The organism is Clostridium arbusti SL206 (assembly GCF_000246895.1).
Classification (GTDB): domain Bacteria; phylum Bacillota; class Clostridia; order Clostridiales; family Clostridiaceae; genus Clostridium_I; species Clostridium_I arbusti.
In genome coordinates, this window is sequence record NZ_BAEV01000049.1 from 12,946 (window position 1) to 28,087 (window position 15,142).

Here is a 15,142-nt window from a genome sequence, read left to right on the forward strand (position 1 = left end):
TTTGAAAATACCTAATGAAAGGATGATATAATGAACTTTTTTATTGTTGATGATGATGAAGTAATTCGTTCTATGATAGCAGAAATCATTGAAGACTATGATCTCGGAAAAGTAGTAGGTGAAACGGAGGATGGTTCACATATAAATAACAAGTTACTTGCTTTTAAACATGTAGATATTCTCATTATTGACTTACTTATGCCCATTAAAGATGGTATACAAACAATTCAAGGCCTAGGAGATTCTTTTAACTTCAAAATCATAATGCTTTCACAGGTAGAAGATAAAAAAATTATTGGAGAAGCCTATTCTTTAGGTGTTGAGTACTATATAACAAAACCAATTAATAGACTTGAGGTAATAAAGGTAATAGAAAAAGTAACTGCTAATATGAAACTACAAAAGTCCATAAATGATATTCAGCAGACTCTTAGTGTTCTCGGTTTTCAAGAATCAAAAACACATATGGAGAAACCTTCTTTAAAAAAGACAATTTTAGAATCTGCGGAATTCATATTAACGGATCTTGGTATGATAAGTGAAAGCGGTAGTAAAGATATTCTTGATATGGTTGAATATCTATTACAGTGTGATAAAGAGAGCTACCAAGAGCAGGAATTTCCATCATTAAAGGACTTATTTACTAATACTTCCGTGAATCGCTTAGGAAGTTCTTACACCGAAGCAGATATAAAAAAAGAAGTAAAGGCTTCAGAACAAAGAGTTCGTAGAGCAATCTTTCAGGGGTTAAGTCATATAGCTTCTCTAGGACTTACAGATTATTCCAACCCTAAATTTGAAGAATATGCCTCTAAATTCTTTGACTTTACAGAGATACGAAAAAAAATGTTAGAATTACAAAATGAAATTAACAATTCAATATCTCACATTCGAATAAACACCAAAAAATTTGTAAAGGTACTTTATATGGAAGCAAAGAAAAAGGTATAACTTTTTAAATTCTTTGTAATTTTTAGAAGGAATATTAATTTATATGTTGAATAATACATATGTAAACCTTTAAACCGCATAATTTAATGATTAGTAAATATATTTATTAACGAAAGGTGTGTTATTATGAAAAAATTATTTATACGACCAGTTCAGGATGAATCTGAAAAATCAAATAAAAATACAAAGAAGTTAATTGGTATAATTGATAAGTCTGATGAGAACTATATAGTTCAAGGAATTACAAATATGTTGCATAAAATGAATGATACCTTCTATATTATAACGAAAAGATCTGAATATTATTTGTATGGATATGATAGTGATAATTCTGGTGTAAGAATAATTCTTAACCATGATTTTTCTGGAATTGAGAACAAATCTTTAGATTCTAATATAGAAATGCATGTAAGTCCCTCTGCGAAAAATGAAAACGATTTGGTTATATCTGTAGAAACTGATAATCCCGAACACTCTAATGACATAGACGCCTTTAAAACTTTCTGTCTGCAGAAGTTGTTCATCTATGAGGACTAATCTTCCATTGTATCATTAGAAATAGCCATAAAAATATTTTTCTATGAAATATTTTTATGGCTATTTTCTATTTTTAATTATATAAGGCATGTGAAAATAAATAACAAGTCAAAGATGCGACGTATATTTTGAATTATACAAGGAAACAGGTTCTGATGATAGTGGTGCTATCAGAAGGTTCTGTTGACGTAGTAGGATTCAAAATAGACTAGCATACTGACTAGTTATTTATTGGAATATGCCTAATGCACATTGAAATAAACAAACATATCCAATAATTATTTACTATTTGTGTTATTCTTTGGTAAAATATAAACATAATGTTTTTTCCTAATATTTAATTGAATCTATTTTTTAGTTAAAGATGCATATTGCTAAAGTAAAGATATGAATATAAAGTAATCTTCACGTAAAAACTAATTAAATATATTGCAATTATCAATACAATGTAATAGAATATAGACTAACAACATTATTAATAATTATTATCCATTAGTAATTTATATTCTATATTTATAAAAGAGGAGTGATACTATGAAAGCCCTTGAAGTTAAAAAAGATATTTATTGGGTAGGTGCATTAGATCCTGGTTTAAGGATATTTGATATTATAATGTATACACCTTTTGGAACAACTTATAATTCCTATGTAGTGAAAGGTGAAAATAAAACAGCTGTATTTGAAACTGTTAAAGAAAAATACTTTGATGAATACCTAGAAAGATTAGAATCTCTAAATGTTAATATTGCAAATATCGACTATATTATAGTTGATCATACCGAACCAGACCATGCAGGCTCTGTGGCAAAGATTCTTGAAATATCCAAAAATGCAAAAGTAGTAGGTTCTTCTACTGCCATAAAATTCTTAAAGGGTATTGTAAATCGTCCTTTTGATTATATTGAAGTAAAAGATGGAGACACTATAGATTTAGGTGGCAAAACTCTTAAATTTATTTCAGCTCCACTTCTTCATTGGCCCGATTCAATGTATACTTATATCCCTGAGGATAAAACACTAATAACCTGTGACTCCTTTGGATGTCATTATTGCTCTGAAGAAATGTTTGACGATAAAATAGAAAATTATGAGGATTATCTTGAGGCATTAAAGTATTATTTTGATGGAATTATGGGGCCATTTAAGCCTTATGTACTTAGAGCCTATGAAAAGATAAAGGATCTACCTATTGATTTCGTCTGCACAGGTCATGGACCAATCTTAAGAAAAAATCATAAGAAAGTAATAGAACTATATAAAAAATGGGCTTCTGAAAATACTTTAGATCCTAAAAAAGTTGTTATTTGCTATGTTTCTGCCTATGGATACACAAAATCTCTAGCAGAAAAAATAAGTGAAGGAATACAGGCAACCGGCAATTTTAATGTAGAATTACTAGATGTAATATACAATGAACAAGATGACGTAATAAAAAAGATTACAGAAGCTGGTGGTGTGTTATTTGGTTCTCCTACTATTAATAGTGACGCACTTAAGCCTATTTTAGATCTTCTTAACATATTAAATCCAATAATTCATGGTGGGAAAATTGCTGCTGCCTTTGGATCCTATGGTTGGAGTGGTGAAGCAGTTCCAAATATTGAAAGAAGACTTAAGGAATTAAGACTTGATGTTTTAACTCCAGGATTAAAAGTAAACTTTAAGCCTTCAGAGGAAGAGTTTATCTCTGCTTATAAATTTGGTGAAAGCTTCGGTGAAAAAATTAAAGAACATCTTAGTAATGGTGTAAAAACAAAAAAACAAGGTAAAACAAAAAAATGGAAATGCCTTGTATGTGGAGTTGTATTTGAAGGAAATAAACCGCCTAAAGTCTGCCCAGTATGTGGTGCTGATGAGGATCAATTTATAGAAGTAAAAGATGATGATGTAACCTTTGCTTCAGATAAGAAAGAAAAATTCCTTATAATCGGAAATGGTGCTGCTGGTTTCTATGCTGCTGAAGCTATAAGAAAAAGAAATACGGCTGCTGATATTGAGATAGTGTCTGCGGAAAAATACAGAACCTACTATAGACCGGAACTTTCAGATTATTTAAGTCAGGCTGTTCCAGACAATAAACTCTATGTAGCACCTGAAAATTGGTATACTGAGAATAATGTGACATTAACTTTAGGCACAAAAATAAAAGCTATAAAACCTGAAGAAAAGAAAGTACTGCTTGAAGATGACTCTGAAAAATTCTACGATAAATTAATTTTTGCAAATGGAAGCAGAAACCTTATTCCATCTTCCATAGAAGGCATTGATAAGGACGGAGTTTACACTTTAAAGTCCTTAGATGATGCTAATTCTATAAAAAATAAATTGCCACAAATAAAAAATGCAGTAGTTGTAGGTGGCGGTCTTCTTGGTCTTGAAGCTGCTTGGGAAATGAAAAAGTCTGGCATAAATGTATCCGTTATTGAATGTTTTCCAAGACTTTTACCTAGACAACTAGATGAAGCTGGCGGCAAAGTATTTAAACAGATTTCAGATAAATCAGGTATAGATGTAGTACTTGATGAATGTGCTGTTAAAATACTTGGTGACAAAAATGTTACTGGTGTATCTTTAAAGAGTGGTAGAGTTATAGATGCAGATTTAGTTCTATTCTCTGTAGGAATAATTCCAAATAAAGAAATTGCTGAAAAAGCTGGTATAGAAACTAATAGAGGTATACTTGTAAATGAGAATATGGAGACAAATAAAAAAGATATATATGCCTGCGGTGATGTAGCTGAATTTAGTGGCACAGTCTATGGCAACTGGAATGCTGCTGTGCAAATGGGTAAAACAGCTGGTGCTAATGCAGTTGGCGACCATGTTAAATTTGAAGACTTCGTATCCTCTGTAATCTTCAATGCATTAAATACTTCTGTATTATCCCTTGGAGAAATCTCACCAAAGGATGGTAAGAAAGTAGAGATTGCAGATGATTCAAGTGAAAAAATAAAGACTTTATTCTTTAAGAAAGATGTCTTTGCAGGAGGTTATTTAATAGGTGATACTACAGAGGGTGGTAAGCTTATTCTTGCAATGGAAGAAGGCAAAACTATGAATGAAGCTCTTTCCGAAGGACTTATAATATAAAAAACAAAAAGTGAGGAATTTTATTCCTCACTTTTAATTACTTTTCTACTTCTTCTAATTTAATATCATAAATCCATGTGTTAAATTTGTTTACGTTTGCAATTTTATAATATTTACCTTTTTTAGTTACTAATTCATTTTCAGCTTCTTCATATCCATTATCCTCTAAAGCTTCCATAGTATCTCCATAATGCTCATTAATTTCTACTGTTGTTATTTTATCCATTTTTAATTCACTCCTTTAGTTTTGTTGTTTATAATTTTGATATTATAATTCTACTATATAAATAGAATTTTTACTAGTATTAAAATGATATCTGTAAACGTTATTTTTTATTTTTTTTTACTCATTAAACATTTTCATTAAAAAATTCCCAATAATATGTAATAAATATTAACTTTTTTCAATTTTCGCCAATATAGTTGAATAGTCAACTATAAAAAATAATTGTTTTTATTAATATAAGTTGAAATTAAAATTATACATTAATAATAATCAATAGATTAGATCTAAACAAATTAGCAATTCTATAATGAATATAATTTATTGCAACATATATAATAGTATTCAAATTCTATTATCTTCTCTGTATAATTCTTCTAAATTTATTGGTTTTATGAAACTTTTTACATTAAAACATTGACAGCTGATTATAACGTTCTCTTTGATATGTCTTAACAATCTCCTCCATTCCATAAATCAGCCCATATTTTTTGCATTCGCATTTAAATAACTTCCATAATTCCTTGTAATATGGCGATCTACATTCATAAGAGTATCCATAGCCTTTTATATATTTTTCTCTAAGCCCTGGAAAGTATTCATCTAATTTTTTATAATACCATTCTCTTTGATTTTGCCTCAATGTAACACCTAGATTGGAATAAATAAATTTGCCTCCATTTTCATGAGCAAGACGAATAATTCCTTTAATATTATCTGAATTATCTTCCAAGAATGGTAGCACAGGTGTCAATAGAACCCCGGCATAAATACCTTCATCAGTTAATTGTTTAATTGCATCAAATCTTTCTGATGAAAGTGCTACATTTGGTTCAATAATTTTGCATAACTCATCCTCACAAGTCGTAATAGTTATTTTTACAATAACAGGTGAGTGTTCATTTATTCTCTTTAATATATCAATATCTCTTGTTATAAGAGTGCTCTTTGTATCAATAGCAACCCCAAATCCATATGTATTAATTAGTTCTAAAGCTTGCCTTGTAAGCTTATATTGCTTTTCAAAGGGATTATAAGGATCGGACATAGCGCCTGTACCAATAACGCCCTTTTTAATCTTACCTTTCAATTCCTTCCTAATTATATCTATGGAATTTGTTTTTACTCTTACAGTATCAAAATTATCAACACCATAACAATTACTACGGCTATCACAATATATACATCCATGACAACAGCCTTTGTAAATGTTCATATTATAATCTTTTCCAAACCAATAGTCATTCTTCGTTCTTGTTACTATACTTTTAGCGGGGATAAAATCCATATTATAAGCTCCTCATTGATCATAAATTCATCTTAGGCATATTCAAATAAATAACTAGTCAGTATGCTAGCCTATTTTGAATCCTACTGCGTCAGCAGAACCCTCAGATAGCTCACTATCATGGTCACCTGCTTCCTTGCTCAATTCAAAATATCCGTCGCATCTTTGACTTACTATTTATTTTCACATGCCTTATTAATATTTTTATCAAGCAAAATATATATAATTTAAAACAATATATTTATCTGCATAAAATCATATAGAAAGAATTATACACCAGAAAACATGACAACACTATGTCATAGTTAATAATAAGAAACACATCAGAAATATACGTGGCATCTTTGACTTACTATTTATTTTCATATGACTAAATCTAAAAAATCCACTAGAAACCCCATACTTTAAAATAAAGTATTCAGATTCCTAGTGGATTTAACTTTATAATTCTTTGAATATACATATATTTTTCTAATCTCACAACTTTTATCTTATGTTTCTTCATATATATTTAATTTATATTTAATGAAGTATATTATTCTGTGAGCCTCTCTGTTTTAAAGAATATTAATAGATTAATTTGTTCTATTATCTATCCACTAAATATAACTTCTTCTTTATTGCCTTTATAAATAAAAATAATATTGCCATTATTATAAACACCTCCCTTAAACTTGCTATAAGTTCTTATACAATCATCTTCCAAATCAACCATTATTCTACCTCCTGTTTTAATAAAATTATATAATCAAATAATATATACTTAGTCAATATGTTTACTATTAATTCAAAGTACAAATGAATCTTACTTAGTGGAAGTTTGTACTCCCACTAATTTCATAAGACTTTTCTCTTATTCTCAGCCTCTAATAAGCATGTAGAATGTTATTATATATGTCTTCAGTTAAAGTTAAAGCACCACTGTAACCCACATAATTCTTATCCAGTATAAGACTATTAAGTATTGGAATGGATAAGTCTAACCCATAACCTTTCAGTTCAGAAACTATATCCTTATCCCAAAAGCTTCCTATAATTAATGGTTTATGATTTCTGTGGTTATAATTTCTTATGCCATCATGAATTTTTCCACCATCCGTTTCAAATATTATTTCTGCTGAAATAGCTTTTGAAGTGGTTTCAAATTCACTTTTTATAAGCTCCTTATATTCTTTAGGTGTATCCTCAGTAATATACTGCTGACCTGGTACAAGTCCAAGTTCCTTTATTAAAAATTTATTGATACCAAGAGCATAGAATGAGTCCGTAATGGTAAAAAAGCTATGGACTAAATCATAACGAAATTCTACAAAAAAATCTGCTGATCTCTGTAAATAGTAATAATAATTTTTCTCTTCTTCCTTTATGAAATTTTCTGCTCTATCCCTATCTAAATCTCCAAATTCAGTTACTTTCCTTAAAAAATCCGTGGTTTGTTTAGCTCCTATGGGAAATGTAGGATAATATAAATATGGAGTTCCATACTTATTTTTTAGTAATTTTGCTGTTTTGAGCCCCACCCAAGGTGATAAAACTATGTTAAATTCAGCATCAGGAATAGTTTTCCATTCTTCTACACCTTTAGCTTTTGGTCCAAATAATATATTTACTTGAAGTCCTATTCCCTCTAATAGACGTTTAATCTCTGCTAAATTTCCCGCCCAAAATGGATCCTGATAAGGTATTACAGACCAAACATTAACTAATCCCTTTTTAACCTTTGGCTTAACATCGCCAATGAACTGATTTATAATTGCATTAATTACTAATTCGTGTCCTACATAATTAGTTCCCTTAAAGCCGCCAGTTTCTGCATATACTATAGGTACTCCCTTTTTTTGATATTCAGAAACTACCTGACCTACATCATCACCTATAATGTCAGAAGTACACCCTGTCAGTACTACAAATAAATCTCCTTTTAAAATCTTAAGGCTTCCATCTATTACCTCTTTTAATCTGTCCTCTCCTCCAAATACAACTTCTTTTTCCGATGTGTTAGTACAAGGCACAGTACTTCCTCCAGCATAACCAGTTCCTTGATATCCAGAATTGAAACTTACAGCACTAAAAACTTTTTCACTGCAGCCTGGTCCAGAGTTAAGAATTGGTATTGCTTTATTTATAGCTAAAACAGTTTGCTGTGCTCCTATAGCACACACATATCTTGGTTGTTCAATTATCTCTGGCATTGATTTTTCCCCCTAAAATTATAATAATTTTTATTTATATAATTACTAGCTATTATACGCCGTCATTATATGTGTATTTAATACATACTTATACCTCAACATGATGCTTGTGTAATTTATTTTTTGTATTATTCTTACTTCCTAAAAAAGAATATGGATTCTGATTCATCCACCAATCCGTATAAGGCAGCTCTGAATGCTCTGCAATATTTTTTACAAATTCATCATTTTCAATTAAATCTAAAATTCGCTCTCCAAAATTAATTAATCCCTGATAACCAATACTAAGATTTTCAGTTGCCCAAAGTAGTGTTGGTATACCAAGTCTTACTCCCCATATTGCCATTCCTGGATGTCTTGTTATACATATATCAGGTTTTATTTTATTAAGGACATTCACAAATTCAAAAGATTGTTTATTTGATACATCATAATTAGGTATATCCCCATAATTTTTAACTACATGTCCTAAGGTATCTGTACTTTCGCTTCTGTTATCATAAACAGGGTCATGATGATATACACTAGCTCCAATTACATTTATATTTAGCTCTTTTAATAAAGTAGCAAAAATATGACCATAAGCAGCTCCTGCAGTAATATATCCTGTTTTACCTTTTAGTCTGCTTCTTAATTCCTCTAGCTGCGGGGTTATTCTCTCCTTTTCGGATTTTATTAATTCTTCTACTTTCTTTTCCTTGCCAGTTACTTTCCCAAGTTCTCTAAACCAGGAATCAGTACCCGCTATACCATAGGGTTGAGGAGCTTTCACTTCTAAAACTCCATATTCCTGTTCTAGACCTGCTGCGAGATAAGTACCAAGGGTTGAACATATTTGAACTGATGCCGCTGCCTCTGATAATTTTGATAATTGTTCTACAGTAGTAAAAGGAACTATATAGTTTGCTTTTAATCCTATTTTCTTAAATAAATTTGTAAATACATCACTTCCCCAAAAGTTTATTATATTAATAACATCCTTTTTCTTTTCCACTGGAGGCTTAACTATTTTTCTAAGAATTCCATGAAAAGCAGCATCAAATCCGGTAGTCCATACTCTGGATCTAAATCCTTCGCAGGAGATATAGACTACTGGTATACCTAATTCCTTTTCTGACTTTTCTACAATGGATTCTATGTCATCACCTATAATACCCGAAGCGCAGGAAGTAGTTACAAATATTGCTTTGGGATTAAATCTATCAAAAGCCTTTTTTATAGTTTTTCGAAGTTTTACTCCTCCCCCATATATGGTATCTTTCTCCTCTAGATTTGAACTTACTGCACTAATATTTTTTACAGTAAAATCTCTTTCCTTCTGCCCAACTCTATTTACAAATCCAAACTTTGCAAATTCCCCTGAACACCCTATAGGACCATGCTGTATTACTACTGCATCCTGTATCATAGAAAGCTGACATAGAGCTTTACCTACACTGCAGCCAGCCCATTGGCTAAAACTTCGATTTTCTTCTTTAAGTTTTCCACATCTAGCTGTTTTAACTAAACCTTCTGCAGTACCACAAAAGCCAGTAATAGAGCCCAGTCTCTTTTCCCTAATGGCCACTTCAGGTATTTCTAAATTAATTTTCATAGTAGTCCCCTCCTTATCCCCTTCGAGGTAAGTCCAAATTTTTATAGAATCATTGATTCACCCTTTTTCAATTAGATGTATTTAACACATTTATACCTCCACATGATGTTTGTGTAATTTATTTTTGTCATTGGCTTTACTTCCTAGAAAAGAATAAGGATTCTGATTCATCCACCAATCTGTATAAGGTAGTTCTGAATGATCTGCAATATTTTTTACAAATTCATCATTTTCCAGCAAATCTGCAACTCTTTCTCCAAAATTAATTAGTCCCTGATAACCAAAGCTAAGATTTTCATTTGCCCAAAGCAGTGTTGGTATACCGAGCCTTATTCCCCATATTGCCATTCCCGGATGTCTTGTTATGCATACATCAGGTCTTATTTTATTTAGGGCATTTACAAATTCAAAAGATTGTTTATTAGATACATCATAATTTGGTATATCACCATAGCTTTTAACCACAAAATTCAAAGTATCTGCTTCTACATCTCCATTATCATAAATAGGATCATGATGATATACACAAGCTCCAACTACATCTATATTTAATTCATTTAGTAGTGTAGAAATAATATGACCATAGGCAGCTCCTGCAGTAACATAGCCTGTTTTGCCCTTTAATTTTCTTCTTAGCTCCTCCAGCTGAGGTGCTATTCTTTCCTTCTCAGATTTTATTAATTCTTCCACTTCCTTTTCTTTTCCAGTTATTTTTCCAAGTTCCCTGAACCATGCATCAGTTCCAGTTATACCATAGGGCTGCGAAGCTTTCACTTCTGGAATTCCATATTCCTGTTCTAATCCTGCTGCAAGATAAGTCCCTAGAGTAGAACATATTTGTGCTGTTGCTGCTGCTTCTGATAATTTTGATAATTGCTCTACTGTAGAGAAAGGAGCTATATAATTTGGTTTTAGTCCTATTTTCTCTAATAAATATGAAAATTCATCACTTCCCCAGAAGCTTATTATGTTAACAAGTTCTTTTTTCTTTTCCACTGGTGGCTTAACTATTTTTCTAAGAATTCCATGAAAAGCAGCATCAAATCCCGTAGTCCATACTCTGGATTTAAATCCTTCGCAGGAAATATACACTATTGGTATACCTAATTCCTTTTCAGCTTTGTCTGCAATGGACTCCACATCATCTCCTATGATACCTGAAGCACAGGAAGTGGTTATAAATATTGCTTTTGGATTAAATCTATCGAATACTTCTTTTATGGTTTTTCTAAGTTTCGCTCCTCCGCCATAGATAGTATCCTTTTCCTGTAGATTTGAGCTTACTGCATTAATATTTTTTACAGTAAGATTTCTTTGTCTTTGCCCTACTTTGTTTACAAAACCAAACATAGAGAATTCCCCTGAACAACCTATAGGACCATGCTGTATTACTACTGCATCCTGTATCATAGAAAGCTGACATAGAGCTTTACCTACACTGCAGCCAGCCCATTGGCTAAAGCTTCGATTTTCTTCTTTAAGCTTTCCGCATCTGGCTGTTTTAACCAATCCTTCTGCAGTACCACAAAAGCCAGTAATAGAGCCCAGTCTCTTTTCCCTAATGGCCACTTCAGGTATTTCTAAATTAATTTTCATAATAATCCCCCTTTATACCAATTATTTTTAAATTATCTGCCAATTTAAAATTTAGCACTTATAACCTACCATTGTTTTTCATATGTTTTTGAGTTAATTTAACAATCTCTTATTTAATTGAATATATAAAAATACACTAGAAATCTAAATCCTTAATTTTTTAGGATCTAAATCTCTAGTGTATCTAGTCGACTTATTTTAAAACTCTACGCGCTGGTTCCTACTGTAGTCGTATATATTTTTTCAAGTAAAGTAAGGGCGCCTCTGTATCCAACATAGGACTTTGATATAACTACTTCATAGGAGGCTGGAAACCCTATTTCCACTATATGTCCCTTTAGCTCTTTTGCCAAATCTCGCTCCCAAGTAGTACCAAAAATAATAGGTGGCTTATTGCCAAAATCCATTTTTCTTATCTTATCATGAATACGATAGCTGTCCTCCTCAAACTCCACGTCTATAGAGATATCTTCAGCTATATTTTTATATTCCTCCACAATGAGATTTCTATATTTCTCGGGTGGATTATCCGTAATAATCTGCTCTGCAGGTATTACTCCCAATTGATTCACTAAAAACTTTGTCACAGCCAAATTATAGGCACTATCCCCTATAACTGCAAACTTTGCTGGGAGTCCCCAAAAATACTCTGCATAAAAATCAGAAAATCCTTCTAAATAATTATAATATTCTTTTCTCTCACTCTCAATAAATCTCTCAGCTTTACCTCTATCAAGCCCTGCAAAGTCCACCACTTTTCTTAAAAAGCTGCTGGTTTCCTTTGCTCCTATAGGAATTACAGGAATATGAAGATAAGGTTGATGGTACTTCTCTTTTAAGTGTTCTGCGGTCTTAAGCCCCAGCCATGGAGATAAAACCAGGTTAAACTGTGCTTTTTTAATATTTTTCCATTCTGAAACCCCATCACTTTTATTTCCGAACAAAATATTGACCTTTAGTCCTATACCCTCTAAAATTCTCTTTATTTCTGTAAGGTCACCCTTCCAAAATGTATTATGATATGGGAGTAGAGACCATACATTTACAAGCCCATCTTCTTTGGGTCCATCATAATCACCTACATACTGATCTATAATAGCCTCAGTAACAAGTTCATGACCAGTGAAATTATTACCCTTAAATCCCCCTGTTTCTGCATATACAATAGGAAGTCCTTTCTTTTGGAATTCACCTACTACAGCCCCTACATCATCACCCACGGTGTCTGGAATACAGCCTGTCATAACCACAAATAAATCTGCTTTTAAAATTTTAAAGGTAGCCTCAATTAACTCTCTTAATCTATTTTCTCCCCCAAATACCACTTCTTTTTCATTAAGGTTTGTACTTGGTATTACAGCACCTCCACCATAACCTCCTCCTTGAAATCCATTGTTGAAAGATATAGCGGTAACTTGCTTTTGAGCACAACCTGGACCACAATGAGTAATTGGTATCACTCTTGGAATGGCAAAAACACTATGTATAGCACCAAGTGCACAGCCGTATCTAACCTGTTCAATAGAATTTGTCTTCTTTAATGCTTCACATTCCCCTACAGTACCTTCTATATATTTTGTTTTTGAGATAGCCATTATTCTAACTCCTTTTGTATTTAATTAATGTTTATAAGATATATTAATCTTATATATCTTTTACTTTGCGAGCACATAAGGATCTTTCTGATTAAGCCACCAATCTGTATAAGGTAATTCCACATTTTCAGATAAATCCTGATGAAATTTTTTACGTGCAAGTATCTCTAAAATAGTTTCTCCTAAATTTATAATTCCCTGATAACCTACAGCATGATGTCCATCTCCAAGAGGTGCTGCCGGTATACCCATTCTTGAGGCTAGAGGAGCAAGTCCATTATGTCTTATAATAATAAAATCAGGATTTATATTTTTAAGCAGTCCATAAAATTGATACTGCTGACCATTACTCACACTAAACTTCGAAACGTCTCCGTAATTATCCACTAAGAATTTTAATGAATCTTTTTTATCAGCATCAGCACCATCAAATATTGGTTCATGATGAAATGTAAGTGAACCGTCTATTTCCACCTCGAGATCTCTAAGCACTGCAATAATTCCATGAGCATAGGAAGATCCTGTAGCTACATATCCTTTTTTGCCTTTAAGTAGTTTTCTAAGCTCTCCTAATCTTTTTCCTATTCTCTTATGTTCTTTTTCTATATAAGCTTCTGCTCTTTCTTCTCTATGGGTAACCCTTCCAAGTTCTCTTATCCATGCATCTGTGGCAAGAATTCCATAAGGTTGAGGAGCTTTGACATCTACCACTCCAAATTGTTGTTCTAAAGCAGCAGACATATAAGAAGATAAGGTATAGCAAAATGAAACACTAGCGGCTGCTTCTGACATTTGTTCTAAATCCGATACTGTAGCTAGGTCTACAACATAATTAACTCTAAGTCCAAGTTCTCTAAGCATAGGTGTAAATATGTCTTCTCCCCAAAGATCGATTACATTTACTAAATCTTCCTGTCTCTTAGGATTTTTACGAGCTATCTGTCTCAAAATCCCATGATAGGCGGCGTCAAAACCTGTAGTCCAATGTTTTGATCTAAAGCCTTCACAGTAGGTGGGAACCACAGGAATTTTAAGTTCCTTCTGTAATCTATTTGTTACGCTTTCTATATCTTCTCCAATAATTCCTGTAGCACAGGAAGTTGCTACAAAAATCACTTTAGGATGATGTCTATTAAAAGCATCCCTTATAGATTGTTCTAATTTCTTAAGTGCTCCAAATACCATATCAGTTTCATCTAGATTTGTGTTAATAATTTTAGCATTTTCTACTGGCAATCCTCTTATGGCAAGACCATTACGGTATAATGAATTACATAATACTTGACCCGCTCCACAGCCAATAGGTGAATGCTGAATCATAACTGCATCTCTCACGTTCCCGTGCTGACATTCTACCATTTCCTCGCTGCACTTAGAGCCTTGGCTAAAAGGTCCTCTGACTTCACATAGTTTTTTCCCTCCGTTATCCTTGCATCCTGCACAGGTATATTCAGAATCCCTTAAAATTTCTGAAGCCTTGCCAGTTTTCCATGAAATGATAGTTCCAAGTCTTTCTTCACGAGTTTGTACTATAGAATTATCCAAATTAAGTTTCATAAAAATCCTCCTTGAAAACTCAGATTCGGCAATTAATTAGCTTAAATTGTCATCCAGTTATGAGATTACAATTAGATTAATCAATATGATCATTCTTCTAGATTAATTGCCGAATTAGAGTTAAATTTAATTAAGAAGTTTCATATTTTATCCTATTTAGTCTAATCAATAACACCTATATGTATCTTTCAATTAATTGCATTGTTGCATATATATCACTCCCTTACTACATAAGGCATGTTCAAATAAATAACTAGTCAGTATACTGGTCTATTTTGAATCATACTACGTTAACAGAACCCTCTGATAGCACCACTATCATCAGAACCTGTTTCCTTGTATGATTCATAATATACGTCGTATCTTTGACTGGTTATTTATTTTCATATGCCTAATTAAATCTAAGCCTCGCATTTAGCTGAATTGCATTGATTCATATTCATGTATACTCCCCCTTTAGGCACATTCAAATAAATAACTAGTCAGTATGCTAGTCTATTTTGAATCATACTACGTTAA

Annotated in this window: 11 protein-coding genes; 3 read left to right on the top strand and 8 right to left on the bottom strand. The window is 32.1% G+C overall.

Annotation, left to right across the window (positions count from 1 at the left end; genetic code table 11):
• Positions 1–30 precede the first annotated feature (30 nt).
• The 3 genes from RH99_RS10205 (at position 31) to RH99_RS10215 (ending at position 4,578) form a co-directional block, all read left to right on the top strand.
• Positions 31–951: a response regulator gene (locus RH99_RS10205; RefSeq protein ID WP_010237407.1), complete on the top strand. Its 921-nt coding sequence runs from the start codon at positions 31–33 to the stop codon at positions 949–951.
• Positions 952–1,077: 126 nt separating this feature from the next.
• The gene (locus RH99_RS10210) at positions 1,078–1,488 is read left to right on the top strand and encodes a hypothetical protein (protein ID WP_010237408.1); all 411 of its coding nucleotides are present in this window, start codon (positions 1,078–1,080) and stop codon (positions 1,486–1,488) included.
• A gap of 534 nt (positions 1,489–2,022) precedes the next feature.
• A complete protein-coding gene (locus RH99_RS10215) occupies positions 2,023–4,578 on the top strand; it encodes an FprA family A-type flavoprotein (RefSeq protein ID WP_010237410.1) in 2,556 nt (851 codons plus the stop codon).
• 37 nt (positions 4,579–4,615) lie between these two features.
• On the opposite strand, the gene RH99_RS10220 is transcribed toward RH99_RS10215, so the two are convergent.
• The 8 genes from RH99_RS10220 to RH99_RS10250 form a co-directional block, all read right to left on the bottom strand.
• The gene (locus RH99_RS10220; protein WP_010237413.1) at positions 4,616–4,804 is read right to left on the bottom strand and encodes a hypothetical protein; all 189 of its coding nucleotides are present in this window, start codon (positions 4,802–4,804) and stop codon (positions 4,616–4,618) included.
• Positions 4,805–5,210: 406 nt separating this feature from the next.
• Entirely contained in the window at positions 5,211–6,089 is an 879-nt protein-coding gene (locus tag RH99_RS10225) for an SPL family radical SAM protein (RefSeq protein ID WP_010237415.1), read from the bottom strand.
• A 592-nt stretch (positions 6,090–6,681) separates the two neighbouring features.
• On the bottom strand, positions 6,682–6,804 hold the full coding sequence (locus RH99_RS19910; protein WP_279373943.1) for a hypothetical protein: 123 nt from the start codon (positions 6,802–6,804) through the stop codon (positions 6,682–6,684).
• 151 nt (positions 6,805–6,955) lie between these two features.
• Entirely contained in the window at positions 6,956–8,281 is a 1,326-nt protein-coding gene (locus tag RH99_RS10230) for a nitrogenase component 1 (RefSeq protein WP_010237417.1), read from the bottom strand.
• Between the two features lie 88 nt (positions 8,282–8,369).
• Positions 8,370–9,875: a nitrogenase component 1 gene (locus tag RH99_RS10235; protein WP_010237421.1), complete on the bottom strand. Its 1,506-nt coding sequence runs from the start codon at positions 9,873–9,875 to the stop codon at positions 8,370–8,372.
• Between the two features lie 90 nt (positions 9,876–9,965).
• Positions 9,966–11,471: a nitrogenase component 1 gene (locus RH99_RS10240; protein WP_010237423.1), complete on the bottom strand. Its 1,506-nt coding sequence runs from the start codon at positions 11,469–11,471 to the stop codon at positions 9,966–9,968.
• A 206-nt stretch (positions 11,472–11,677) separates the two neighbouring features.
• A complete protein-coding gene (locus RH99_RS10245) occupies positions 11,678–13,066 on the bottom strand; it encodes a nitrogenase component 1 (RefSeq protein WP_010237425.1) in 1,389 nt (462 codons plus the stop codon).
• Between the two features lie 60 nt (positions 13,067–13,126).
• Positions 13,127–14,623, bottom strand: a complete 1,497-nt coding sequence (locus tag RH99_RS10250; RefSeq protein WP_010237426.1) for a nitrogenase component 1 — start codon at positions 14,621–14,623, stop codon at positions 13,127–13,129.
• Positions 14,624–15,142: the final 519 nt, after the last annotated feature.

Excerpts from the sequence above, each read along its gene's own strand:
- RH99_RS10205 (WP_010237407.1), top strand. The coding sequence starts at position 31 with ATGAACTTTTTTATTGTTGATGATGATGAAGTAATTCGTTCTATGATA.
- RH99_RS10210 (WP_010237408.1), top strand. The coding sequence starts at position 1,078 with ATGAAAAAATTATTTATACGACCAGTTCAGGATGAATCTGAAAAATCA.
- RH99_RS10215 (WP_010237410.1), top strand. The coding sequence starts at position 2,023 with ATGAAAGCCCTTGAAGTTAAAAAAGATATTTATTGGGTAGGTGCATTA.
- RH99_RS10220 (WP_010237413.1), bottom strand. The coding sequence starts at position 4,804 with ATGGATAAAATAACAACAGTAGAAATTAATGAGCATTATGGAGATACT.
- RH99_RS10225 (WP_010237415.1), bottom strand. The coding sequence starts at position 6,089 with ATGGATTTTATCCCCGCTAAAAGTATAGTAACAAGAACGAAGAATGAC.
- RH99_RS19910 (WP_279373943.1), bottom strand. The coding sequence starts at position 6,804 with ATGGTTGATTTGGAAGATGATTGTATAAGAACTTATAGCAAGTTTAAG.
- RH99_RS10230 (WP_010237417.1), bottom strand. The coding sequence starts at position 8,281 with ATGCCAGAGATAATTGAACAACCAAGATATGTGTGTGCTATAGGAGCA.
- RH99_RS10235 (WP_010237421.1), bottom strand. The coding sequence starts at position 9,875 with ATGAAAATTAATTTAGAAATACCTGAAGTGGCCATTAGGGAAAAGAGA.
- RH99_RS10240 (WP_010237423.1), bottom strand. The coding sequence starts at position 11,471 with ATGAAAATTAATTTAGAAATACCTGAAGTGGCCATTAGGGAAAAGAGA.
- RH99_RS10245 (WP_010237425.1), bottom strand. The coding sequence starts at position 13,066 with ATGGCTATCTCAAAAACAAAATATATAGAAGGTACTGTAGGGGAATGT.
- RH99_RS10250 (WP_010237426.1), bottom strand. The coding sequence starts at position 14,623 with ATGAAACTTAATTTGGATAATTCTATAGTACAAACTCGTGAAGAAAGA.